General features: G+C 43.2%; 23 protein-coding genes and 2 pseudogenes. 14 read left to right on the forward strand and 11 right to left on the reverse strand.

The features are described 5' to 3' along the window. Positions 1 to 84: 84 nt before the first annotated feature. Positions 85 to 1,116 (reverse strand): porin, encoded by a 1,032-nt coding sequence (locus tag JC606_RS15045; protein WP_198778891.1) that lies wholly within the window; start codon positions 1,114 to 1,116, stop codon positions 85 to 87. Between the two features lie 155 nt (positions 1,117 to 1,271). Further along, the gene (locus JC606_RS15050) at positions 1,272 to 2,192 is read right to left on the reverse strand and encodes a DUF3187 family protein (protein ID WP_137406797.1); all 921 of its coding nucleotides are present in this window, start codon (positions 2,190 to 2,192) and stop codon (positions 1,272 to 1,274) included. 293 nt (positions 2,193 to 2,485) lie between these two features. Between JC606_RS15050 and JC606_RS15055 the strand changes: the two genes are divergently transcribed. Then, complete coding sequence (locus tag JC606_RS15055; RefSeq protein WP_198778892.1) at positions 2,486 to 3,244, forward strand: response regulator transcription factor; 759 nt, start codon at positions 2,486 to 2,488, stop codon at positions 3,242 to 3,244. A gap of 31 nt (positions 3,245 to 3,275) precedes the next feature. Here JC606_RS15055 and JC606_RS15060 read toward each other — a convergent pair whose 3' ends face one another. Then, positions 3,276 to 4,109 carry a RecX family transcriptional regulator gene (locus JC606_RS15060; RefSeq protein ID WP_198778893.1) on the reverse strand — a complete coding sequence of 278 codons (834 nt, stop codon included), beginning with the start codon at positions 4,107 to 4,109 and terminating at the stop codon, positions 3,276 to 3,278. Positions 4,110 to 4,258: 149 nt separating this feature from the next. Beyond that, positions 4,259 to 5,863 (reverse strand): mechanosensitive ion channel family protein, encoded by a 1,605-nt coding sequence (locus tag JC606_RS15065; protein ID WP_198778894.1) that lies wholly within the window; start codon positions 5,861 to 5,863, stop codon positions 4,259 to 4,261. A 251-nt stretch (positions 5,864 to 6,114) separates the two neighbouring features. Here JC606_RS15065 and JC606_RS15070 point away from each other — a divergent pair, with 251 nt between their 5' ends. The 5 genes and pseudogenes from JC606_RS15070 (at position 6,115) to JC606_RS15085 (ending at position 9,224) form a co-directional block, all read left to right on the forward strand. Next, a complete protein-coding gene (locus JC606_RS15070; RefSeq protein ID WP_198778895.1) occupies positions 6,115 to 6,363 on the forward strand; it encodes a hypothetical protein in 249 nt (82 codons plus the stop codon). A gap of 375 nt (positions 6,364 to 6,738) precedes the next feature. Beyond that, the gene (locus JC606_RS15075) at positions 6,739 to 7,215 is read left to right on the forward strand and encodes a hypothetical protein (RefSeq protein WP_198778896.1); all 477 of its coding nucleotides are present in this window, start codon (positions 6,739 to 6,741) and stop codon (positions 7,213 to 7,215) included. 95 nt (positions 7,216 to 7,310) lie between these two features. Further along, positions 7,311 to 8,303: pseudogene (locus tag JC606_RS15080) on the forward strand (protein-disulfide reductase DsbD domain-containing protein); the annotation flags it as partial. Further along, a pseudogene (locus tag JC606_RS23405) lies at positions 8,276 to 8,398 on the forward strand (protein disulfide oxidoreductase); the annotation flags it as partial. The pseudogenes JC606_RS15080 and JC606_RS23405, both read left to right, overlap by 28 nt. 106 nt (positions 8,399 to 8,504) lie before the next feature. Further along, entirely contained in the window at positions 8,505 to 9,224 is a 720-nt protein-coding gene (locus tag JC606_RS15085) for a DsbA family protein (RefSeq protein ID WP_198778897.1), read from the forward strand. A 328-nt stretch (positions 9,225 to 9,552) separates the two neighbouring features. Here the strand turns inward: JC606_RS15085 and JC606_RS15090 are convergent, their stop codons facing one another. Beyond that, positions 9,553 to 10,572 (reverse strand): succinylglutamate desuccinylase/aspartoacylase family protein, encoded by a 1,020-nt coding sequence (locus JC606_RS15090; RefSeq protein ID WP_137406711.1) that lies wholly within the window; start codon positions 10,570 to 10,572, stop codon positions 9,553 to 9,555. A 376-nt stretch (positions 10,573 to 10,948) separates the two neighbouring features. Between JC606_RS15090 and JC606_RS15095 the strand changes: the two genes are divergently transcribed. The 3 genes from JC606_RS15095 to JC606_RS15105 all read left to right on the forward strand — a co-directional run bounded on the left by JC606_RS15095 (position 10,949) and on the right by JC606_RS15105 (position 13,674). Continuing rightward, positions 10,949 to 11,941, forward strand: coding sequence for a porin (locus JC606_RS15095; RefSeq protein WP_137406710.1), 993 nt, complete (start codon positions 10,949 to 10,951; stop codon positions 11,939 to 11,941). Positions 11,942 to 12,096: 155 nt separating this feature from the next. After that, on the forward strand, positions 12,097 to 12,987 hold the full coding sequence (locus JC606_RS15100; protein ID WP_004737779.1) for a DMT family transporter: 891 nt from the start codon (positions 12,097 to 12,099) through the stop codon (positions 12,985 to 12,987). 69 nt (positions 12,988 to 13,056) lie between these two features. After that, positions 13,057 to 13,674, forward strand: a complete 618-nt coding sequence (locus tag JC606_RS15105) for a glutaredoxin domain-containing protein (protein ID WP_128164883.1) — start codon at positions 13,057 to 13,059, stop codon at positions 13,672 to 13,674. A gap of 149 nt (positions 13,675 to 13,823) precedes the next feature. Here the strand turns inward: JC606_RS15105 and JC606_RS23545 are convergent, their stop codons facing one another. The 3 genes from JC606_RS23545 to JC606_RS15115 form a co-directional block, all read right to left on the reverse strand. After that, positions 13,824 to 13,958, reverse strand: coding sequence for a hypothetical protein (locus JC606_RS23545; protein WP_004737777.1), 135 nt, complete (start codon positions 13,956 to 13,958; stop codon positions 13,824 to 13,826). A gap of 232 nt (positions 13,959 to 14,190) precedes the next feature. Further along, positions 14,191 to 14,541: a hypothetical protein gene (locus JC606_RS15110; protein WP_004737776.1), complete on the reverse strand. Its 351-nt coding sequence runs from the start codon at positions 14,539 to 14,541 to the stop codon at positions 14,191 to 14,193. A 97-nt stretch (positions 14,542 to 14,638) separates the two neighbouring features. Next, positions 14,639 to 15,844, reverse strand: coding sequence for a multidrug effflux MFS transporter (locus tag JC606_RS15115; RefSeq protein WP_198778898.1), 1,206 nt, complete (start codon positions 15,842 to 15,844; stop codon positions 14,639 to 14,641). Positions 15,845 to 15,951: 107 nt separating this feature from the next. Between JC606_RS15115 and JC606_RS15120 the strand changes: the two genes are divergently transcribed. Both JC606_RS15120 and JC606_RS15125 read left to right on the forward strand, forming a co-directional pair. Next, positions 15,952 to 16,848 (forward strand): LysR family transcriptional regulator, encoded by an 897-nt coding sequence (locus tag JC606_RS15120; RefSeq protein ID WP_198778899.1) that lies wholly within the window; start codon positions 15,952 to 15,954, stop codon positions 16,846 to 16,848. A gap of 105 nt (positions 16,849 to 16,953) precedes the next feature. After that, positions 16,954 to 18,798 carry a putative bifunctional diguanylate cyclase/phosphodiesterase gene (locus JC606_RS15125; RefSeq protein ID WP_198778900.1) on the forward strand — a complete coding sequence of 615 codons (1,845 nt, stop codon included), beginning with the start codon at positions 16,954 to 16,956 and terminating at the stop codon, positions 18,796 to 18,798. 146 nt (positions 18,799 to 18,944) lie between these two features. Here JC606_RS15125 and JC606_RS15130 read toward each other — a convergent pair whose 3' ends face one another. From JC606_RS15130 to JC606_RS15140, 3 genes are all read right to left on the reverse strand, one after another. After that, a complete protein-coding gene (locus JC606_RS15130) occupies positions 18,945 to 20,237 on the reverse strand; it encodes a peptidoglycan DD-metalloendopeptidase family protein (RefSeq protein ID WP_137406705.1) in 1,293 nt (430 codons plus the stop codon). 342 nt (positions 20,238 to 20,579) lie between these two features. After that, complete coding sequence (locus tag JC606_RS15135) at positions 20,580 to 20,879, reverse strand: isoamylase early set domain-containing protein (protein ID WP_004737771.1); 300 nt, start codon at positions 20,877 to 20,879, stop codon at positions 20,580 to 20,582. Positions 20,880 to 21,002: 123 nt separating this feature from the next. Beyond that, positions 21,003 to 21,656, reverse strand: coding sequence for a hypothetical protein (locus tag JC606_RS15140; protein WP_137406704.1), 654 nt, complete (start codon positions 21,654 to 21,656; stop codon positions 21,003 to 21,005). Positions 21,657 to 21,688: 32 nt separating this feature from the next. Between JC606_RS15140 and JC606_RS15145 the strand changes: the two genes are divergently transcribed. The 3 genes from JC606_RS15145 to JC606_RS15155 all read left to right on the forward strand — a co-directional run bounded on the left by JC606_RS15145 (position 21,689) and on the right by JC606_RS15155 (position 24,597). Continuing rightward, positions 21,689 to 22,171, forward strand: a complete 483-nt coding sequence (locus JC606_RS15145) for a GFA family protein (protein WP_198778901.1) — start codon at positions 21,689 to 21,691, stop codon at positions 22,169 to 22,171. A gap of 152 nt (positions 22,172 to 22,323) precedes the next feature. Beyond that, positions 22,324 to 22,998, forward strand: coding sequence for a YoaK family protein (locus JC606_RS15150; protein ID WP_137406703.1), 675 nt, complete (start codon positions 22,324 to 22,326; stop codon positions 22,996 to 22,998). A 228-nt stretch (positions 22,999 to 23,226) separates the two neighbouring features. Beyond that, positions 23,227 to 24,597 (forward strand): YjiH family protein, encoded by a 1,371-nt coding sequence (locus tag JC606_RS15155; RefSeq protein ID WP_198778902.1) that lies wholly within the window; start codon positions 23,227 to 23,229, stop codon positions 24,595 to 24,597. Positions 24,598 to 24,776 lie beyond the last annotated feature (179 nt).

Raw genomic sequence — 24,776 nt, forward strand, 5'->3', positions numbered from 1 at the left:
AGTAATTACACCATGACGTTCAGTCTCAATATTCGAGTTTTAAAGTCTTAGGCTCTCAAGCGCGCCTAAGCCTCGACACTACTCTTAGAAGTAGTAGTAAGCAGCTGCGAATACGTGTGTTTCTTCGTCGTATTGCGTGTTACCAATTGAGCGTGCACCTTCGATATCTTGTTTAATATCAATACCCATGTCTGCGTTATCAGCAATACGGTACATAGCTGCAACGTTGATGTACGAAGAATCTACATCTGATAGGTTATCTTCTTCGTTGGTATTGAAAGCGTAACCGGCTGCAATCGTTAGGTCATCAGACAATGTGTAACCGCAAGAGAAGTAGAAACCTGTATTCTTCATCTCATCGTTTTGATCGATCCAAGAGTTAAGACCTAGCTTCATTGAACCTAACTTCATGCTGCCAGTTACTGTGTATACTTCGTAATCTTTCTCATCGTCACGAGCTTCGTAACCCGCGTATACGCTAAATACTTCTTGCTCGATACCGATGTAACCGTTAACGCCTTTATCTGCGTCGTTATGGTCATCACCAGTCTCAAAGTAAGAGATTGCGTAAGCAATACCGTTAGTTGCGCCTTGGAACTTAACGACGTTGAATGCATCAGAAGCGTCGCCAGCAGAAGCACCAAACTCGTAAGTGTTATCACCAGCTCCGTCAACTTTATCTAGTGCCGTATCGTTTTCCCAACCGAATGAAGCGATACCGTAACCAGTGTCGAAACCTAACCACGCTTTATCAACGTCTGTCGCTGGGCCTGTATCAATGCCATTCACCCAACCAGATGTTGCTGCGTCGTTCGCTGCAACGTTATTGTCAGTTGTGTAGTTCAGCATCATGTCAGTTTCGAAGTAACCAACAAAACGGTTGTTACGGTAGCTTACCGCCAGTGTTAGACCAGTCGCCCAGTCATCGTAAAATGCTTTTGAGCCTGTGTCGTAGTAACCACCAACACCGAAAGAACCTGCTACTGAGAATTGATCTTTGTGCATAGAATCAAAAGCAAACATCTCTTCATTCTGGCTATTTTGGCTGCTTGTGCTTACAGCAAACGCTGAAGTTGAAATGCTTGCAATCGCAAGTGCTACTAATGTTTTTTTCATGATTACCACTACCTATATATTGATTCGGCCTTGTTAGTCCGGCCTTTTGGAGTGGCGCTATTGTTCAAAAATTACAGTTATTGATATACCGTAAAATTACTGAAATTTTATAGCCAAGATGAATTTAATTAAATAATGATATGTTGATATCGCTTTTATATTGAGAAACGTAAGCCAAGCGTGAAACCGATATCAGTACTGTTATCCATGTTACGAATGTTCTCAATCATCAAGGCTTCTAAAGCAAGGCGGTACAAACGATAGCGATACCCCACAACCACCTCATTTGATGGCTCCGGGAAATCTGGATCATTGGTCGACCAGCCTTGGTAGTTGAGCGATTCAAGGACCAAGCTATGGCGCTGATTCCATCGATATTCATACCCAACAGCCCAGCTAGCACTCACGTTTTCAAGTGCTAGCCTCTCATCACTAACTAAGTGACCATCGCTGTTTCGATGCACAAGGCCAATGGTAGAAAAGAAACTGTGCCTTGGAGTGATATAGCTGTAGTTGAGTTGGACACCCTGCTCGAAACTGGTTCTCGCAAACTGCCCACTTCTAACATTGTTGTAAAACAGTGAACCACCAGCCGACAGTGACATCGGCCCTCGAGAATACAGTAGTAACTCATTGTAGAAAGTAACTGCATTGGTTAGGTCGTCACCTTCGAAATCTGACACATGAACACCGGCATTATGAAAATCGATAGTGAACTGGTCTTCTGCAACCTCATCACGGCCATTCTGTCCAACACCAAACAGATCATGAAATCCCATAACAAAACTATCTAAACCGTTATCTTTTGCTGTGACAACACGATAATCGAGTTCAGTTTTCCAAATCGGAGACGCTTGCCATTGAACAGCAATATTCGACTGATTTTGATAATAATCTAAGGAATAAGCTTGTGTATGTGCCCATATACTGGCCTGCGTATAAGAGGACTTAAACTCTATCGTACCAGTCCTATTTGGTTCAGCAGAACGAAGCTGTGTAGAGAGCACATTCGAGTGAATGGGAGATTGTGCATAGACGAACATTGGAGATGCTACAGCACTGTGAAAAGGCAATATTGATAGGGATACGGTCAGAAATGTTCTTAACGCTGTCACAACTTTCTCAATGGTTTAAAACGTCCGATTCTCTTAAAAACAGCGTTCAATTAATGCAGCAAATTTACTGCTTTTCGCTAAAATACATAGAATAATGTGTTCTAAAAAAATCGAGCTAAGAACACCTTAACGATCTTTTAATGTTCACTTGCTCTCGAGCGTTTTAACGAATATCTTCACCGCGTGAATGAATAACCTAACTTTTGATAAGGATAAAATGTGAACGTCTCTAGCCGAGCTTTGAGCAATTGTTGATGAATCAGTCTGAAACTTTGATCAATAGTGATCCAAAAGATTTTACTGCAACTTGGTCCACTGCAAGCTTTGACGTTCTAGACTGGTTTGATATTGACAGATTAACCCTGTACCCAAACTCTATGGTTCTGCTCGAAGATGGGAAAACAATCTCGGTATCTAAGTCACATATTCCACCTATCGATAAACAAGACTTTTTAGGCTGCAACCATCTCGAGTATTTGAAGCTCCTCAAAACGCAAGAAACTTACTTAGAGTTTTCAGAAGAACAGCTCGCTAAAATTCAAAACGATGTGCTACGCCGAATATATAAACAAGGTGGCAAGTGGCACTGTATTATCCCTTTGCAACTGTTTAACCAACGTTGGGGCGCACTCTCTTTCACTAACTTCCACGACAATAAAACCACATTGGGCTTAGAAGACATTAAGCGTCTGAAGCTTGTGTGTGAGATGTGGCTTTGTTATTGGCAGCATTCAACATTAGCTAGAACGTTGAATCAAAGTGAGAACTTGTGGGAAGACGATAGTGATAAGCTGTTGTTGTTATCGAAGAAGCAAACCAAGGTGCTATCACTTATCGCTCAAGGGTACACTGCCAAGGAGTGTGCCGATAAATTGCACTTAAGCCCACGTACCATCGAATCACATAAGTACCGAATGCTTGGATTAATGAACCTGAATAATCACAATGAACTGGTTCAATTTGCTTTGCGTAACGGCTTAGGTATTACTGAAAATAGAGACGCGACTCGATAGATTTGTTTATCTTGGTTCCGCTACTCATCAGTTACTCGTTGCCTTCACTTAACGCGAACTTTATCTCATCAGATGAAAAACCTTTACGACTTAGCATGGCATAAGCCTTAGAGCGCTCTTTGTGGTCGTTAAGATCGTAAGACTTTTTCTGCAGCTGTTCTAAACAAGATGAGTAGAAGTCCAGCTGCTCTTCGTTGATTAATCGATCGATTAACGCAGATAGCTCGCTGGTATCGATTTGTCGTTGTTTCAGCTCTTGCTGAATGGCAGTCAAACCCTTCCCTTTTCGTGCGTATTTCAACACTTCTTTCTCCAAATCAGCTTTCTCGGCCTTGATCTGAATATTACTCTTAAGCTCATGAGCTCGCGGATGCTGATCGATCGCGATTTTGACTTGTTGATAGCTGAAGCCACGTTTTTGCAGTGTCGCTACAAGCTTTTCACGGCTCATGGTAAAGCCTGAATAGTAATGATTGATTCGATCGATCAATATCATTTGTTCATCGATGTTTTTATCAGCAGATACCTTATGAATCGCATCCGAAATGACCGAGTCGGTTAGCCCTTTCTTCTTCAACTTTTCAATGATGTATCGCGATCCAAATTCGCCAAAGAAAGCTTGCTCGACAAATTGCTCTGCAAAATCCTGATCAGACTTTAGATAACCATAACCTTTCAGGTTCCTCAAGGTTTCGTCGATCCAATCTTGATTGTCCGTTTTCACTTTCAGTTTCGCAGTCAACTCGCTTTCAGTCATATCCCTCTGAGTTAAATGCCACATCGCAGAGTTCATGACGCTTTCGATTCGTCGCGCTTTTCTTACTGTTGTTTTTTTTGTGTTAGGGTTTTGCTGTGAATCATCCATTCGATTTCAACTATCCAGACTGAGCCAGCCCCATGATAACGTAATTCTCAGTTGGGTGAAGCGAGATAAAAGAATGAAAATAAGATACACCAACAAAAAATGGACGCCTATTCAGCGTCCATTTAATTACCACGTTAATCAATGAGCGATTAGCTCTCTTCGTGGTCGTATATATGCACATCACGTTGAGGGAACGGAATAGTGATGCCTTCTTCGTCGAAGCGTTTCTTCACGGTTTCCGTCACATCCCAATATACATCCCAGTAATCGTCGGTCTTAACCCACGGCCTTACTACGAAATCTACAGAAGATGTGTTCAAGGTGTGCAGTTTGATCATGTGCTCTGGTTTTTTTAGCACGAGAGGATGCGCAACAATTATTTCATTTAATACGGCTTTCGCCTTATCAATATCATCAGAATAACCAATGCCAAATACCATATCGACACGTCGAACACGCTCTGCTGTAATGTTGTTGATCACATCCCCCCAAATTTTATTATTTGGAATCACCAAGCGCTGGTTATCGATAGTCTGTACTGTGGTTGATACAAGGCTCATGTCTTTTACTGTACCTTGAACACCCGCCACTTTCACCATGTCGCCCACATCGTATGGGCGGTAGATCAAGATCATCAAACCAGAAGCAAAGTTAGATAGCGTATCTTGCAATGCGAAACCAATGATTACACCAGCGACACCGAAACCGGTTAGCAATGGTGCTAGCTCTATCCCGATTTGCGACAGCGCGATAAGCAAACCGATAAACACGACGGCTTTCGATGCAATTGACACAAAGAAATCCTGCATCAATACACTGAAGTCCATTTTAGAATGCGACACACTCTTACGAACGGTTTTGCGCGCAACGTTCGACAGTAGACGAGTTACATACAAAATACCTAAAAACAAAGCCAGCTTAACAATGAATGATGGCGTATTCTCAAACGCCCACGCACTAAATGAACGAAGCCAGCCATCTAAAAGCTCCAATGCAACATCAACGTCTAGCACATCAGCGTTAATGTCTCCCGTTGTCGCCAACAACACTCGCTTGTATGAGGTTACGTCGACACCAAACGGCTCCATCAGAGAAATTGTCTCTTCTAAGCTAGCAACCATCACGCTCGTACGCTCACTGAAGCGCTCAAGCTCCTTCTTGATAGTCGCTTTCTCTTCTTCATTAACAAACGACAAGCGTGCTTCTAAATCTTGTCGCTGCGTATCTGTGTAGAGAATCGCATTCGTTAGGTATTTAGAACGAGACACTAACGCCTTTTTCAGCGTATCTTCCGATGCAGTAACATCGACGCCACGCTCTTTTGACCATGCTAATGTTTTCGCAAGCTGCTGGTAGTAGGTGTCCATCATCCCGGTTCGTTTCTGAATACGTAATTCAAGACGCTTCTTAACATCGCCTTCAGCCGAACGATTTTCTTTACTCATTGAAACGATTTTATCTTCGTTCAATGTCAGTAATTTCTGTAAAAGTTCTACCTGCTGAGCCAGAACGGCATCTAGCCCTTCTTTCTTGTCTGAAGAGAGTTGTGTAAATATCTCCTCACGTAGCCCTTGGTTCTTGCGTCTCAAAATATCTTCAAGAAAGGGTTTCTCAGCATCATGCGCCGTTTCTAATGTTGCCAGATCGAGCATAAGCTGATCTTGTACTTGTGCTATCTTATCGACACTTTGCGCGAAACTTCCGAATGCGACAAACGTCAACATTAACAATAGACAACGCCAAACCTTCATCATATTAATTCCTATTACTGTCTAAATTGACCCTATAAATAGTAGTAAAAAGAAGATGGATAACAAGCATTTAAACGTATGTTGTGTTAAAACTTCGCAAAATATCAGCCCGTATCTAATATTTGAGAGTTCCAATCGCTCTCCATGATCTGTAGAGTACGCATCCAACAAAGAATAACGACTGAGATCGGCTTTAGGCGCATGCTTTAACACGCCTTATTACCCGGTATTGGTTACAGCAAGAGAATGAAAAAATGAACAACGAACTTGATGTAATTAAAACGCTTGAAGAACTAGAACAATTCCTAATTTCAGTAGAATCTGGCGGTTTAGGCCTAGAAGGTGTTGAAGGCGTTGGTATGGCGACCAATAACTCTGACGGTCGTCACTTTGTTGCTGTATTCAATAGCAGCCACCAGGTTCTACTTGCTCGTTGGATTACTGACGAAGTCTTTGAAAACGGCAAAGACCTAGTGCGTAACGGCCCACGTCGTAGTAACTAAAACGGCTAGCAGGAAGTTGGAATACTAGGCTTCTTCAGCCACAGATAAAAATTTAACAAGCCCACTCAGCTCCCAAGTGAATGATTGGGCTTTTTTGTACCCGAAATCATCGCAAACGTTTGTTAGCGGCACCGTAAAAAGAAATATTAAAAAAAGATCAGATTCTTATGAACTTAACTCTAATCGCGGTGCCTTAACGTCTAGGTTTGGTGATGATAAATCTTTGGGCTTTGACAGTTTTATGACTTGTAGCACGAAGCAAAGTTATCTAAGCTAGCCGCCGTGAAACGAGCTGTTTGATTACTCGGTGAGTAAAGATAACTCGTCAATTTAAAGACCAAGACCAGATACTAACTGACTCTATTACTAATTGATTTGCTAAGCACACCTAGATTCTTTTTATCTCAACAAAACCGCCAACAAAAGCAATCGCTTTGGGCGCTTTTCCTTACCGGACTGGTTATCGTAACTTGTCTGGCGAGTACGCTGTCTGCAAATAAAGTTACGTTTTCCAACTACTCTGTTAGTCAATCAACACGCCTTGGTACTGAAAGCAGTGATCCACAAGCCTCTACGGCTTCGTCGGAAAAAATGTCTGAGCTTTATTCCAGTGTATTCGGGTCTCAAGCATCTAAATCACTGTCTGCGCCAACTTCAAGTGCCTGTGACCTGAGCTCTCAATTGCTCACCTTCGCGACACCGAAAACTGGCTGGCTGATCCCTTTTATTCTTCTGATCGCTGTAGCATTCAGCCTTCCACCTCACATATCGAGATTATCTAGAGACAATCATCGCTCTGCTCGACCAACAAAGCACCGCTTACACTTAAAGCACTGTATATTTAGAGAATAAATAACCGGGCCATTACACCCTTTTATTTATTTTTTGGAGATACATTTGTGTACAACACACTGATAACTAAGTTTGTCGATTCTTTGGCATTCTGCATGCGTACATGCGCGAAAACTATAGTCACGGCTCTACTGGTAATGACGTCATTCACAGCTCTGGCACAAACGACCGGCTGGCTTAGCGTGCCTGAGCACCCGCCTGTAAAAATGCGCATGATGTCGACTGGTGAGCAATCGGATGACGGTTCCAAGATTCAAACCGTTCTTGATGTTGAGCTCGACGGTGATTGGAAAACCTATTGGCGTAGCCCAGGAGAAGGTGGCATACCGCCGAGTTGGGACTGGTCTGGTTCAACCAACATCAAGTCTGTGGAATGGCATTGGCCGATTCCTAAGTATTACGAACAACTCGATGTTATGACGCTAGGCTACAAGCATCATGTGAGTTTTCCGATCACGCTGACATTGAAAGACAACACGCAACAAGCAGTATTCAGGGCGTCACTCACGTTTCCGTCTTGTACCAATATCTGTGTCTTAACCGACTACGACATTGAACTGCCGATCGATCCTCACTCTTTACAACTTGATGAGCAAGCCATGTTCTTGTTCAACCAAGGCATGAGTCAGTCTCCACGCGAAGCTAATCGAGCTTCTGTGAATGGCCTGTACTGGGACAAAAGCAAACAACAATTGGTAACTCAGCTGACGAGTAAAGATGGCTGGGATAAACCTATGGTACTGATTGACGGCGAAGAGGTAATCGATGACTTCTTCTCTCAGCCTACCGTTCATATTACCGACAATACAATGACTGCGGTATTTGACGTGAGTAACTGGATTGGCGAAGTCGATCTAACCGATCGCACGGTAAGTGTTACAGTCTCGGACACGAACTTTGCCGAGGAGATGACTGCGCAAGTATGCTCAGATCCGATAGCTTATCAAGAGAGCAGTAACGGCTTTATCGCGATGATCGGTTTTGCCTTAATTGGTGGCTTGATCTTGAATATTATGCCGTGTGTTTTACCTGTATTGGGGATGAAACTAAACAGCATCATTCAAAACCAAGGGGCATCAATGTCACACCAAGTATTGTCATCATCAAAGATGGAAAGATAAGCAGTATCGCAACGGGCGTTACTTCTCCAATCGGACTTTGGCTAAGAACTTACTTTGCATAATATATCTGCAAAATAGATCGTTAGGTCAATTTAAACCAACTAAAGAACATTAGCGCGAGCGCAACTCAATTGGCGCTCGCCATTACAAGAATTTGAGATTAATAACATGAAAAAACTTCTAATTAGCACACTGATTTTAGGCTCATTGATGAGCGCAAGCGCTTTCGCAGAACTAAACAAAGAGCAAGTACAGCAACTTGAGGAGATCAACCAATTCCTCAAAGAGAACCCTTCCACAATTTCAGGGTTACATACCAGCTTAGAGCAGTATGTTGCAGGGCAAGCGCAAGCAAAGAAAGCTCAAGCAGAGAGCCATGATTGGCTGTACAACAACGATGCTCATCCCATTACCGGAAACCCTGATGGTAAGTCGGTGATCATTAACTTCACTGATTACAACTGCCCATTCTGTAAGCGTTTAGAAAAAGGCTTGGTTCAACTAGCCTCAGAAGACAGTGATATTAAGATCATCAATGTTTACCTGTCGTTCAAACAGCAACAAGTAAGCGGCCTTGATACCAATGCGGCGTTATATGCGATGAAAGTTTGGAAGGATAAGCCAGAAGCATTCCCAGAAGTCGACAGATTACTGATGGCGAAAAGTGGTATTCACACCAAATCATCATTGCAAGCAGTCGCGAAGAAAACAGGAACAGAAGCACAATTAGAAATGACGCCGGACCAAAGTCAAACACTGCTAACCAACCACCAAACGTTTAGTGCACTCGGTTTAACAGGCACACCAACACTGATGATGAATGGGAAAATATTACCAGGGTATGTTCCTTACGATCGCTTGAAAGAGATCGTGGATGAAGCGTTTTAATCTCGCTAATAAGTAAAGGCAAAGCCACCCAGTAAAAACCAAAAGCCTATTTGTTTAGTTCACAGTAGGTTTTTTGTTTACCAGTATTTTCACTGCGGTTTGAAGTCATGACTGTAAGGTCATCATTTTGCAATAGAAAAACAGTCTAAGTGTCACCGTCTCGCAATGGATTCTTAATCTATTCTCGTTAGCCTAAAAGCAGTTCTGTCGAAGAGTGCGAAGACGTGTTAACTCGCGACAACTGTCCTTTGACCGAGCTTGGCTCGGTCTTTTTTTAGGTGTTTCAACGGTGATAGAGCAAGTGCTTAAAGGTGAAACTCGATAGAACTTAACTCAATAAACGACAGACAAGCGCACCAGGCTCCCTCAACGCATCCACGTTGTAACTGAGAACGCGCCCTGCTGATGGCGCATGATAGCGGCGACACTCATTACCAAACGCATCATATTGAACAGCCAACAAGTCTTCCTTTTCTACACTTTGTAGAAGTTCAACTTGAGGAAGGACAAATCCACCAATATCAGCACGAATCGACACCACGTTGTTGCCTTCTACCCAATCCATTCTGGGTAGTTGCTTGTTTACGAGGTCAGATGCTAGATCAGATTCAAACATGTCATAGTAAGAGAGCATATTAAAAACGCCGTTTACAGCTCTTTGAATCATATCGGGCTGAGTGAATTTACCCATCCCTACTTCGACCGTAATACTTGGGATTCCACTTCGATTCCAAACCGTTTCAAGAATGCCGGGATCGCCAGGATCATTGAGCACGCAGTCCGGTCGCATCAGTCTTGCCATTTCTAAACATTGATCAATTCTGTAATCCGAAAATACATATAGCGGGTATACCGCACCACGAGTCTGGGTATGTAAGTCGACGGCAAAAGTAGCATTGTGCTTGAGTAAGCGCTCCCATAAAGAAGCAACAAAGCGCTCGGCTGCTAAGCCATGTGGGTCTCCGGGAAAAAGTCGATTAAGGTTCGCAGGGCAAGAACCCGGGTCCGAAGAGATAAAGTCTCGGCTATGATTTAGTAAACCTGACAGATTCACCGTTGGTACAACAGTCACGGTTCCTTTTAGCTCTTTCCCCACTAAGTCTCGGATAATTTGCTGTGCAGCCAGCACACCATTGAGTTCATCACCATGGATACCAGCGGTGATCATCAACTTAGGTCCATCTTGGCTACCTTTAAAAACAGAGACCGGCATATTTTTTGGTTGTCCTAATCCATCGCTAGTGACTTGAAACCAAAACTGATGCTCTCCAATCGGCAAGTCCTCAACATTCAAAGAGCCAACAACCTGCCTACCTTGTAAAACATCGCCTAAGTACTCTGTTCTCATCCAACTTCTCCATGCTTTTGAACAAAATCTATTCTGTTGCCAGTTTTTGCATCATAGAGGATATCGTAACCAGTACAAGCAGTTAATCAGCCAAAGAGACGCTACTCGTTTGCTCTCCCTTCCCACTTCCTCAATTTATCTTTCAGATTGAGACCGCCCCAGTTACCACTCTCCAATTACTCTATTTGGATAACTATTCACTAATCACCCAACCAGTTGAAACAAAAGTGCAATAAAATCAACACTTAAAAAAGTTCCCTATTCACTGAAATGTAATTTTATAGAAATGAAAGCTTAATTTAGCTGCTCTAAATTAGCTTCATATCGAAACGGAGAGCACTTCGCTCACGGATTTTAAAATACAAGGTAAGTGATTATGAAAAAGGCAGTTCTAGCTTCTGCAGTGGTAGCAGCACTAGTTTCAGGTTCATCTCTAGCAGCTACCGTTTACAGCTCTGACGGTACTGAGCTTAAGATTGGTGGTCGTGCGGAATTCCGTGGTGACTTCATTGGTTCAGGTGGTGCTGAAGTTGAAGGTACAATGGAAGATAAAACTCGTTTCCGTTTAAACCTTGGCGGTAAAACAGAACTTACCGATACGGTTACTGCATTCGGTTTCTACGAAGCAGAGCAAAGCACTGGCGATAGCAAGTTTGATAACCGTTACATGTACGCTGGTGTGGATTTCGATGGACAAGCAGTTTCAGTAGGCCGCCAAGACATGGCTTCAGTCATTGTATCTGACTTTACAGATATCACTGAGTTCTCAGGTGTTCAGCAAGTAATCGATGCAGCTTCAGATAAAGAAGATAGCGTATTTGCATACCGCGGAGGCTTTGATGCCCTTCAGTTAGAAGCAACTTACCAAGCAAATAGTGAAAAAGACACTGATGGTTACGGCATCTCTGGTGTTTATTCATTGCCAATCGGTCTAGACCTTGGTCTTGCATACTCTGGTCAGGATCTAGGTGCGGGTAAAGGAAGCGCAAACCAAATCCTTGCTGGCCTAGCATATTCATTAGATAACCTTTACCTAGCAGCAACTTACTCAACGGGTGACTTAAACGATAAAGCCGTTGGCCCTATCGCTGAGTCCTTCACTGCAATGGAATTCGCAGCACAATATAAAATCACTAAGCAGTTTTCTGCTGCAGCAGTATACACATACCAAGAAAATGAAGCGGCAAACGGTTCTACAGCCGACTCTGTGGATGGTATCGAGCTTGTTGGTTACTACAAACTAAACAGCAACTTCCGTACATACCTTTCTTACTACATCAATGGCTTAGATGAAGTGAAAGACGTAACTACAGGACTAACAACTGAAGGTGAAGATACGCTTCGCCTAGGTGTTCGCTACGACTTCTAATCTAAATTTACTTTAGGTAGACACTAAAAAGGTTGGGCAATTGCTCAACCTTTTTTCATATTCGAATATTCTGACAAACTTCATCAATGCTTTTTCTGGTTAAGTGGTGCTAAATCCGTATCATAGGCAAACCACATCAAATAATTAGAAACATCATGTCACAACACCATCCGATCCAAGGCGCTAGCTGGATGCTTACCGCAGGCTTAGCCTTTGCCGTAATTAACAGCCTGACTCAAATTGCTAGCATTCATTTCGGACTGACTTCTACTACCGTTGCCGTTATTCAATACGCCATCGCTTTATTAGCCATTCTTCCTTACTTGAAAACACTAGGCATTCGCCGTGCACTCCAAACCGACAACCTCAAACTGCACGTGTTTCGTGTCTTTTTGTCAGTTATTGGTATCCAGCTTTGGATATGGGCGCTCGCTTACCCTGTGCCGATTTGGCAAGGTATCGCTCTGCTGATGACCTCTCCGTTGTTTGCGACGATAGGCTCGGGACTGTTCTTAAAAGAAAAAGTTGGTGCTGCACGCTGGGGAGCAACATTAGCGGGCTTCATTGGTGCAATGATCATTCTAGAGCCATGGGCTGAAGACTTTAGTTGGGCAACCTTATTACCTGTTGGCGCTGCATTTTTCTGGGCGTGCTACTCGCTGATGGTGAAGAAACTGTCATCACAAGATAGCCCATCAACCATGGTGGTTTATCTACTGCTGTTGATTACACCGTTCAACATCATGTTAGCCGTGCCTGACTGGCAAACACCAAGTGGCAGTACTATTTGGGGTATTCTGGCTGTAATTGGTGTGTTAACCGCCCTCGCACAATGGGCCATTGTAAAAGCCTACTCAGTGGCTGATGCATCCTTTGTCCAACCGTTTGACCATGCAAAATTACCTCTAAATGTGCTGGCTGGGTGGCTAGTATTCAGTTGGGTACCGCCAGGTCGTCTATGGTTAGGTGCGGCAATCATTATTGCGTCTGTCGCCTTCATCACTCACTGGGAAACAAAAAAACCAGCTAAAACGAAGAAAATTTAGAAGGTTTGAAATAAATAGTTCTGCTGTCCGTTCTATATTGATAAGAGAATTTGAAGCGAGGTCGTAACCATGAAGAAACCAATCAAGATTACACTGTACCGTTGGGCAGGCAGCTGGGGTCCATTTAAAGTAAACATCCCATGTGGAGAATGTACCCTTACCAAAGACATTCTGAAGGACACCTTTGAGAATGAACTGGCAGATGTCGATGTCGAACTAGAAGTGAAAGATTGGTTGTCTCACTGGTGGGAGCCTCTAAAGCTTGGGGCTTGGCACGCTCCTATCTTAGTTGTGGAAGGTAAGGTAGTCAGCCAAGGTGAAGCGCTTAACCGTGGCGTACTCGTACAATCGGTAATCCAAGAGTGGACGAAACGAGATAGCCTAAAAGGCAATATTGTTTACGGTAAAGCGACCTGCCCATACTGCGTAAAAGCAAAGAAAATGTTGGATGAAGCGGGTGTCGAGTATACCTACCATGACGTGGTTAAAGACAGTGCAGCTCTATATCGAATGATTCCTGAGGTGAAAGCACACATCGGTCAAAAAACGCCAGTAACCGTGCCTCAGATTTGGCTTGATGGTAAGTACATCGGCGGGGCTGATAACTTGGAAGCTTGGATGAAGGAAAACGGTTTAGACAGCATTCCAAATAACGTCGTCGACCTATCTAACCAATCAACAGGCTAATCTTCCTCAAAGAATTTCAGTCACCCATTAATGTTTTTTTGTGTCCATCCACAGTAGAACAAAGCGATAAAATCACCTATCGCATATACGAAAAAGGCCTTAAACTTCAACGAGTTTAAGGCCTTTTAAAATTCCGTTTGGGAAAATGGTTACTTAGCCATTTTCTTCATCATTCGCTTGATGAATGATGCTTTTTTCGGCTTTGACTTGCCGTACATTGCTTCGTGCATCATGTTTTTTGCTGCCATTTGACCAAGGTATGCGTGGCCTAGTTCGTAGTTCATGCTTATCTCCGCACATAATCAACTTTCTTGTGCGCGGATTCTACACTGAAAATGCCCAAAAACAAGATCTAAATCACACTTTATTGCAAGTTGAGAACTTTATTTCAGAACACCTTTTTTGGTTCAAGAAGTGGCTTGGAACATTCACAAAAAAGCAGCCACTTGGGCTGCTTTTTAACATGTTTCGCTTAATAGCATCGGCTTTTCAAGCTACAACCATTACTTACACTTGTTAGCTACGCTTCGGCTGTCGGTAAGTTTTACCAGCAATTTGATAAGTCTCTTTTTGCTTTAGTTCGAACATTGTTTCAAAGAACCAAGCGGCAAATTTGATCAAGTCATCGCCTTCGTTCATCACATGCTCGATGTACTCTTGCTCTTCGCCTTGTTCATTTTCTTGAAGCGTCACGTGGTAAATGCGCTTTTCGCCTTCCACTTCAGCTAGCGCAAATTGGCCAGTCAGTGATGCGGCAGCCTCAGCGACTTCAGTATCCTCATTGGATTTCAATAGCTCAAGTGCCTGTGGCAGGCCATCTAGTGCGCAGATAGCTTTTACCAGTACTTCAAATTCATTTTGCTGCATTTTTTATTACCTATTAAATGGACGCCGGTATTGTAGAAAACCATCTATCCAAATACAACGTCTTAAAGGTCGTATACACAAACATCAACACAGGAAACTAACTGTATTCGACTTCGGTATCGCTAAGCTTCTTTTTCATTCGTATTGAAGACCATAACACCGAGCCCATACCCGCGCCGATCACCAGGTAAAACACACCAAGTTGTAGATGATTCGTTACCCAACTCTCAACCAAGTACCCGCCTAACAAACCCGCTAAGCACATTTGAATAGACCCAGATAATGCAGATACCGCACCCGCTTGTTTCTTATGTGGTTCCAACAACATACTAATAGAAAGGGGGAATGAGATGCCCTGTGCAATGGTCAGCCAAGTAAACGCCCATACTAAGTTAAAGATGGTTAATTCATGTGTCAGCAACCAAGCCCCAGACGCCAAAATGATCAAGATTGCAAAGCTCATTAATTGAGGCGTACTAAAGCGACGATTCAGAATATTCAATGCCACACTGCCAATCAGCAAGCCCGCCGAAGGCACAATCATTAATGAGCCGTATTCCGCAGCTGTCAGCCCCAATTGCTCCTGCATTAAGAATGGGAACAAAGATAACGACACCAAACTTGCCATATAGCTCATCCAGTTGTAACTGGCACTACTCAACACTTGTCGATTCGTTATCAAACTTCCGTAGTTCTTGACGACTTGGCTTACCTGGAAACGACTCTTGCTATATGGGAGCGTCTCGTGAAGAACAAAGTAGCCCAGAGTGAATATCGCGAGTAGATAGAGCAAAACAAACAGGAACACCGCTTCCCAGCCAAGGTGAAATGATATCCAGCCACCGAACACAGGCGCTATGATCGGCATGATTGAAGCGGTAATCGAAATATAAGACAACGCTTTAGTAAGCTGAGCGCCATCATAACTATCGCGGAGGACGCTACGCCCGAGCACCGAGGCACTACCTGCCCCTAGGCCTTGTAACAAACGGCCTACTTCTAGTGCTGTCATGTTGTCAGAAAAGACCACACAAACAACAGTACCAATCAAATAAACACCCTGACCTAACAAGAAGATAGGTCTTCGTCCAACTGCATCAGACATCGGTCCGTAAAATAGTTGAGATAAACCAAAGCCCACTAAAAATAGTGTGACGAGCAGCTGTACATCAACTTGAGTGACACTTAAGTCAGCAGCAATCAGCGGCAGTGATGGCAGGTAAATACTGACACCCACTTGCCCAGTAGCAATGATCATCATTGCCAACAGTAATGGTGTTTTTTTAAAGGTCGATTGGCTCAAAAAATTTCCTTTTCGTTTGTTATTTGTTCAAAGATGAGTTTACATTCAGAGCCAACAATTGATAATTAACCAAATTGGAATTTGATTAAGTCCCAACGGGAAAGAATATGGATTGGATACTTAACGTAAAAAGTTATGTCAAAGTGGTGGAAGAAGGCAGTTTTAACGGTGCTGCCCGCAAGCTCAATACCACCAGCTCAGCAATCAGTAAAAGAGTAAACTGGCTTGAAGAGCGTATCGGGACTCAGCTGCTAAAACGGACGACTCGCTCGATTAGCCAAACCGAAGCAGGCGCACTCTTTTACCAACGAGCCAAAGATCAGCTCGATAACTGGCAGTCGATCATTGATGAGACTCGCTCAGTTAACCAAACCCCTGCTGGCCTATTAAAAATTGGGGCGACTATCGCAGTTGGCTCTAAATTTTTGGTCCAGCATATGGACGACTTCCTAGAAAAGTACCCGGATATTAAAGTGCAGCTCATCACCACAACCTCGGGACAATTGCCTGAACTTGGCTTAGATCTGGTGATAAGTCGCGAACTTGAACAACTCAACTCGTTAAGCTTTAAAAAGACACCTTTGTTCGAGCACAAAGCCGGTTTCTATGCCGCTCCGAGTTACTTGGCGAAACACGGCTACCCAAGCTGTGAACAAGATTTGGAACAACACAATTCGCTAATTTGGGGGGAGCGTCCTACTCGTGAGGTTACGCTAACGAAAGGACAACGAATCACATTGAATGGAAACTTTGCGACAACCAACCCTGAAGCTCTATTCCATGCAGCAAAGAGAGGCATGGGAGTGTTGTTGACCATCAAAGCGATGATTAAAGAAGATCTGAAACAAGGGACATTAGTTCCAGTATTGCCAAATATCACAGCAGATGAGGTGATGGTTTACGCTTACTACCCTAAGCTTGATTACTCGCATACGCGAACCAAACTGTTTTTAGACCACCTCAAAGATAGGCTCAATAAGGAGCGTAGCTCTCAGATTTTGTGAAATTAGTCACAAATAAATTTGAAAAAATATGCAGCGAGGTCAATAATAAACAAGACGCATATCACAATTGTACGCGGTGATTCTGGTTAACTATGGATGGTGACTATGACTCAACATACACAGAACAGCATAATAGATACAGAGCGCATTGGCCGCTTGTTAAAGCTTGAAGGTGTGGACCTTCTTGAGTCTGCTGTGCTCACCTTACACCAAACGTTTGATACTCAATACACCAGTATCATTGAGAAGAAATACTTCCCTGACCAAATCGTTCCTCTCGTGATTGCGCATTCAGACCATGTATTGCACGACAAGATAAACGCTCGTCACGGTCAGATTTACCAACAAGCCGTAAACCAGAGGCACCCTGACTGCTCGTTTGCTCAATACGTTATTCAGTCTCTGCCAACATCAGCGTTTCGACAAGAGATCACCTCACAGAACTCCATCGCAATCCCGACACGAACTCAAAGCGGTGAAGTGATGGGGGTACTGTTTTCTACGTTTACCTCACCACTTAGCCCGGCTCAGCAAAAAGAAGTGATCAAACATCATCAACTGTTCGCCGACATCATTATTCATACACTTAGAGAGATGTGGTTTAACGACCGTTCTGAACAACTGGTCAATCAACTCAGTTATGAAGTATCACACGACAGCTTAACTAGCTTACTCAACCGGAGCTGCTTGTCAGACACCTTAGAGTCCATCACTCAACAGAGCGTGACGCCCTTCTCCGTTGCTCTGCTCGACATTAATAGCTTCAAGGCGATTAATGACGTGTACGGCAACTATGTTGGTGACAAAGTGCTGCAATATGTGGCAGAGACCTTACGCAGAACCTTACCGGAAAATAACCTTACGTTCCGCACCGCAGGCAACGAATTTGCTTTCATCACCTACCATTCCGACCCTATCGCGGTCTGTGAGCAGATATTGGCGAAGATAAAACAAGGCTACTCGAACATTGATATCAAAATCGATTTCGAAGTCAGTATTGGAATGGCTCGCTCTGCAGGAGATACCAAAGATGTCGAACAGATAATCTTCAACACCAGCTTGGCGTTAAAAGAATGTAAGCAGAGCCCTGATACGCATATCCAGTGCTATGACACACACCTTAGATTCCGTTACCAAAGAAAAACAGAACTGATCGCAGCTCTACGAAATGAGCTTGAAAACCCTATTTCAAATAATCTAGTACCCAACGGAAATGGGATGTACGTGGTTGCCCAGCCGATTGTTGGTCAAAAAGAAACGCGATGGGAATACTTTGAGATGCTAACTCGCTGGAAAACCGCTCAACATGGTGACATATCACCTGTGGAGTTCATCCAAGTGGCAGAAGAGTCAGGGCTAATTGTTGAACTGGGTGAGCGCATCATCGAACTAGTGTGTCGTGCTAAGGAGACGTTAGAACAAGGCTTAGGCTACAAAATCAAACTTGGTATAAACTGTTCGGCTCATGAGCTAACCGATACCAAGCGTTACATATCTTACCTTACTCGTACCATTGAGCAGCATCATTTTCGCGCCGATGAGTTTGTTATCGAATTAACCGAAACCGTGCTGCTGTCGCACACTCAAGAGACTAAAGCTGCCCTCAACTATCTTAGAGAGCAAGGTTTCACTATTGCATTAGACGATTTCGGTACTGGCTATTCCAGTCTGAATTACATACACAGCTACCCTATCGATTGCATTAAAATTGATGCGACCTTCATTCGAAACTTACTCACGAATTCGACTTCAGAGAGCGTCGTTTGGTTGATAATCCAATTAGCCCAACGGCTTGATGTATCGTTGGTAGCTGAAGGAGTAGAGAAACATGAGCAGTTAGAAAAGCTGCACGCAATGGGGTGCGACAAAATTCAAGGGTATTTCTATTCGCCACCAATGAGACCGGAAGCGATTGTTAGTTACGTGACCCACTCCGAAACCCTCGCTTAAAGGTGTTCCACCTCCAGAGAAGGGCAAACTCTTGAGCGCAAAAAAGCCGCGATATTGAACTCAATAATTAAATATTGAGCTAAGTATCGCGGCTGCTTCAATAACTTGTTCTTCAAAGCTTATTGATAACGACTAAACGTCATTCATTAGCTCTTGCTTGATTGCGCTTCTAACGCTTTTTGTAACAAGGCATCCGCTTCATCACGAGCAGCGACAAACGTTGATTTTTCCTTTTTAGGCACAGAATCTGCCATTGGAATGTTCGCCTTCATCGCATCGACTGGACGACCGCGCTCAATCAATTCGTAATGCAGATGTGCGCCCGTCACACGCCCTGTTTTACCTGATAAACCAATACGTTGGCCACGAGATACTGTTTGACCTTTACGAACCAGAATCTTGCTCAAGTGCAGGTAACGCGTTTTATAAGTGCTTCCATGTTGGATCACTACGTAGTTACCCGCATAAGGGTGTTTACGTGTCATGATCACTTTGCCATCACCCGTTGCCTGAACGGGCGTACCAATCGGTGTGGCAAAGTCAGTACCATTATGTGGTGAAATTCGGCCAGTCACAGGGTGTAAACGTTTAGGATTAAACTGAGAACTTTGGCGCCAGCTGCTACTTACAGGATAACGTTGGAAAGCTCGTTGCAAGCTATCGCCATTGGCATCGTAGTATTGACCATCGGTATGCAGATACGCAGACACAACACGGTTCTTGTTGATGATCTTAATCGCTTCAATCTCGCGCTTACCTGTGGCAACACCATCAACAAACTGCGCTTTTTGCAGCACTTCAAACTGGTCGCCAGCACGCAGATCACGACTAAAGTTCAGTTTATCTTTTAGCAGCGTAACAATGTGGTCGATCTCAAGGCTATTCAAGCCAAGTTTGTTTGCCGAAACAGAGAAGCTGCCTTGAATGTCACCCACTAAAGGTTTTTGCTTCCACTCACCAGGAATCGAGATGTCTTCAAATTCATAAGAGCCATCTTCAAGCAGACGATAAACCACCTTGTCGGCAACGCTGAATTGAAGTTCCATTTTGGAAAGATCGCCAGTCGCTTCATCACGCCAAAAACGTAACGTATTACCAGGGCGAAGCGTGTCGAGTGCAAGGAAGTTTAAGTCGGTTTCCATCACACTCATCATCGATTTGTAAGAGAAACCAAGCTGAGTGAAAATGCTACTTAAGTTGTCACCAGTTTGAATTTGATACTCAAACGTTGGTGGTTCAATAACCACAACAGGAGAAGATGACAAGATAGACTCAATCACAGTTGAATCAGGTAAATTTAAATCGACCGTTTTGGTCAGATTCGATTGTGACGATTGCAAAGCAACACCAATTGCTGCAATAAGTGGCAGTCCTAAAATCGCAACTTTTTTTACAGGTGAAAGCTCAGCAAACGGAGAGGAAAATATTTTTGAATACACGGTAAACAGGTCTTTCTACGACATAAAGGCATAGGATATGCTTTTCAAACGCATAAATCATCAATGCATTGTCATAATATGACGCGAATCTTGCTCAGTATCGCTAAGTCATTGAGTTGCCGTGACTGAAACCGTGCTTATCTTAAAATAAAATTAACCGCTAAATTTGAAAATAAAAAAGCAGAAACGGCTAGCTTCTGCTTTATATTGATTTACGTTATTCCGTTTCGATTAATTAATAACCGGAGCGAATTCGTTGATGGTTCCAGCGAATAGCCTAGTGCACTTCGGCGACTCTACCAACCAACGTTTGGTAAAAATACTAATATCAAAAATGAGCGATTAAGCACTCACCGTCGACACTAAACAGTTGTCTTCACCAAACTCATTTGGGATGTAACGATCGGCATTAGCATCGTTTACCCATTGCTGGTCGTCAACAAGGTAGCGGAATTGAAACTCGCCATCTTTAGGCAGGCGAGTTTTGAATTTGTAAACCTTCCCCTTCGCCAACTTTTTCATTGGTGTTGCTTTCCAATCAAGAAAATCAGCAACAATGGATACAGAATTCGCTTCTTGAGCCTCTAGCTCAAAAGTCACTTCCACTTCATCTTTCGTTTTAAAAAAACGTTTATTAATCATTCGCAAGCTCCATTTGTAAAGTAAGCAGACACAAAGCTATGAGTGTCTAAATTTCATTCATCTACCTAAGATAATATGTAATTTGGCTCACATAAACAACAGATCCTCACATTAACGAAAACGTTATTGCTCACCAATTGATTGCATATCAAAAGAAAAACTCATTAACACCTTTTCAGATGGGGCTTCTACAAAAGATTGTTCCGCAGAATGCTGAGTAAAACCGATAAAACCTTCCCCGTTTTGTTTACCTTTTGCTTGAGTGACGTCCTGTTTAGCGACCTCTAAAGTTTGGATCTGAACACGATCGCCGAGGAAGAGTTGATCCACCAGCACCACACGACTGCGCTGTTGGTCATGCTTGAACAAGCCTAGATAATAAAAGACACCGCTACCTTGGTTAGACACCGACATTGGCGCGACATAAAAGTGAGTTTCTCCCAATTTGGCAGCGAATAGCTTTTGAGTATCAACGGTTACCACTCCGCGCTCCACGCCTGAATCGTAACGTCCAGAAGCCAGCGATTGAGGCTCATCTACTTCATTAATAAAAGCGTAAGCATTCGTTTCAGGTACTTTGATTGTCCATGGGTTAGTTGTCTTCAAGTCAAACACAGTTTCCACAACCGGGTCGTAACTGACCTGAGAAGAAGGGAACTTCGCCAAGATTTCTTCATCACTTAAGCTAAAGCGGTAAACCCCAGCTACGATGACAACCACCAACATCACAATGGGAATGAGTAAAATCAGGGGAATCGGTAAGATTTTCTTTTTCATGAGCAATTTTATTCTTTTGTTTTCATCCTGTTGTGCAGACCATAAAGGGCTTTAGTATAATTATCAATACAGGGCTAATCAGAACTGGAGTACGGATGGATATCAATCATAGTAAAGATAAAAATATCAGAAGTTGCGAATGTCGCTGCGGTGCGGTCAATCTCGTGTGTAGAGGAGAGCCTCAACGAACCTCAGTCTGCCACTGCTATGAATGTCAAAAACGAACCGGCAGTGTTTTTGGTGTACAAGCTCGATTTCTAACAGAGCAAATTTCCTTGAGTGGAGAGGTAACCTCTTTTTCACGGATAAGCGATACTGGCAATGAAGTTACTTATCAATTCTGCCCTAAATGTGGCACTACTATGCTGCTCCAATCCGTTGCTGCCGCTGACTTTTACATCATCCCGCTTGGATTGTTTAAAGAACAAGACTTTCCGTTACCGAGCTTTTCTGTCTACGAAGAACGTAAACACGGTTGGGTCAAATTTGACCATCAAATGAGCCACTATAATTAGTAGCTTTCATCTGCCCAATATTGAGATTACATTTGCAAAGAAACTAACTGCAATAGTGTTGCCTAAGATCAAATATCCAAGCCCCACAGCGCTAGCGTATCTTTTCGCTAGCGTTATAATTTGCCCCTCTTTTTCAACCCAAGGTGAACAACATGATTTCTAAGCTACCACGTTGGGTTGAATACGGGGCTCTCCTACTAGCAGCCCTTGCTGGCAGCGTGAATGCTATCGGACTACTTGGCTTTCAACACCAAGCTATTTCGCACATTTCAGGTACGGTCTCTTTATTGGGGAGTAGCTTGCTCACTCAAACCTCTGCTTCAGTACATCTATTACTCGTCATCATGAGCTTTATGCTAGGCGCTGCTTTCAGTGGTTTTTTCATTGAAAACCAGGCTCTAAAATTAGGTCGTCGATACGGCGTTGCTCTGTGCATTGAGGGTGGCCTACTATTTTTAGCATTATGGGCACTGCTACAAGGCTACACATCCGGTCAGTACTTTGCTTCCGCGGCATGTGGCCTGCAGAACGCAATGATCACTACCTACAGTGGCGCCATTATCCGTACCACTCACATGAGTGGGATCATCACGGATCTTGGTATCATGATTGGCGCGCGCCTCAAAGGTATGCCCTTTGACCGCCGTAAAGCCAAACTGCTGATGTTCATCGTCATGGGTTTTCTATTTGGCGGCTTAACGGGTGCTTGCTTATTCCAGCGTTTTGAGATTTTGGCTCTGGCTTTCCCTGCCTCTTTTGCCTTTTTTATTGCGTTTAGCTACTGGCTCTATCTGTCCTATCGAACTGATACACCAGTGAATTTATAAAAAACTGGCAATATATCCTCAAATTACGTAACATCTGCAACACTTTATTCTAAACTCTTAATGGTTAGCAGAATAACCAGCATGAATATTTAGCGATATTTGATGAATAGTATTGCAAGCAATATTAATACTGGGTAATCTTGCATCCATTAAGAAAACACGGACGTTTAGTGAATAAAAATGCCAAGGAAGTGGCTTTTTTACGTGTAGAAATTCGAGAACAATAACATGTCTAACAACACGAATACTGCTCAAACAGAGAAATCTAAAGGCAGTTTCTGGGTTTTCCTAATCCCATCATTGATTGGTTTATTCCTTTTCATGGCTCCAATTAGCTACCAAGGCGATCTCACTATCCCTGTTGCTATCCTAGCCAAGTCAATTCAAGCAGTTTTCGGTGAATACCTAGTCTCAATTATCACTGCAATCGTCGCTTTCATGTCTGTAGCTTCCGTTTTAAGCACCATTTTCAAGCCTACATTCATCACATCGAATTCATTCTTAAACGGTCTTTTCAACCCTTCTCCCCTGTGGTTGTTGGTTCGTTTGATTGGCGGTGCAGCAGCGTTCATGGCGTTCTTCCAAGTAGGTCCTGAGTTTATTTGGGAAGAGAACACCGGCGGCTTAGTGCTAGAAGGCCTGCTACCTACACTATTTTCAGTGTTCATTTTTGCTGGCCTGTTACTGCCTCTTCTACTTAACTTTGGTTTATTAGAATTGTTCGGCACACTACTAAGTAAAGTCATGCGCCCTATCTTCAACCTGCCAGGTCGTAGTGCTATCGACTGTATGGCTTCTTGGTTAGGTGACGGCAGCGTTGGTATCCTGCTGACAAGCAAACAGTACGAGAAGAAGTTCTACACACAGCGTGAAGCTGCGGTTGTAGGTACGACTTTTTCAGCGGTATCTATCACGTTCAGTCTTGTGGTTATTGCTCAAGTAGAGCTAGAGCACCTGTTCTTACCTTTCTATGCAGCAATCTGTCTAGCGGGTATCGTTGCGGCGGTAATCATCCCTCGCCTACCACCTTTGAGCATGAAGAAAGACACTTTCATCGATGGCAGCAAGCCAGAGAAAGACGCAGATGCAATCCCTGCAGGTCACTCAACGTTCTCTTGGGGCCTTGAGCTAGCAGTAAACAAAGCATCACAAGTTAAATCAGTTAAGTCTGTATTTAGCGAAGGCGTTCGTAACGCAGTGGACATGGTATTTGGTGTACTACCTGTGGTTATGGGTCTTGGTACAATGGCGTTGGTCATTGCAGAGTACACTTCTGTGTTCTCATTCTTAGGTCTACCTTTCATTCCGTTCCTTGAGCTATTAGGCGTCCCTGAAGCGGTAGCGGCATCAGAAACCATCGTGGTTGGTTTTGCAGACATGTTCATCCCAGCGATCCTTGCAGCGTCTATCGATAACGAAATGACTCGCTTTGTAATTGCAGCAATGTCGGTAACTCAGTTGATTTACATGTCTGAAGTTGGTGCTCTACTTCTAGGTAGTAAGATTCCTGTCAATATCGCAGAACTGTTTATTATCTTTATTCTGCGTACATTAATTACACTTCCAGTTATTGCAGGCGTTGCTCATCTAATATTCTAAATTAGATACTACTTATATAATTAAGTAAGCAACCCGAATTATAAAGCCTCACTTTTGTGGGGCTTTTTATTGTCCAAAATATGGGCAAATTATAAATTCAAACCCATTTATGTTTAAAAATGGCATATCATTTAAGTTCATATCTTTTATCTAAAATGCCTACCTTATATAGAAAACCA

The sequence above is a fragment of the Vibrio sp. IB15 genome (assembly GCF_016406055.1).
Classification (GTDB): Bacteria; Pseudomonadota; Gammaproteobacteria; order Enterobacterales; family Vibrionaceae; genus Vibrio; species Vibrio chagasii.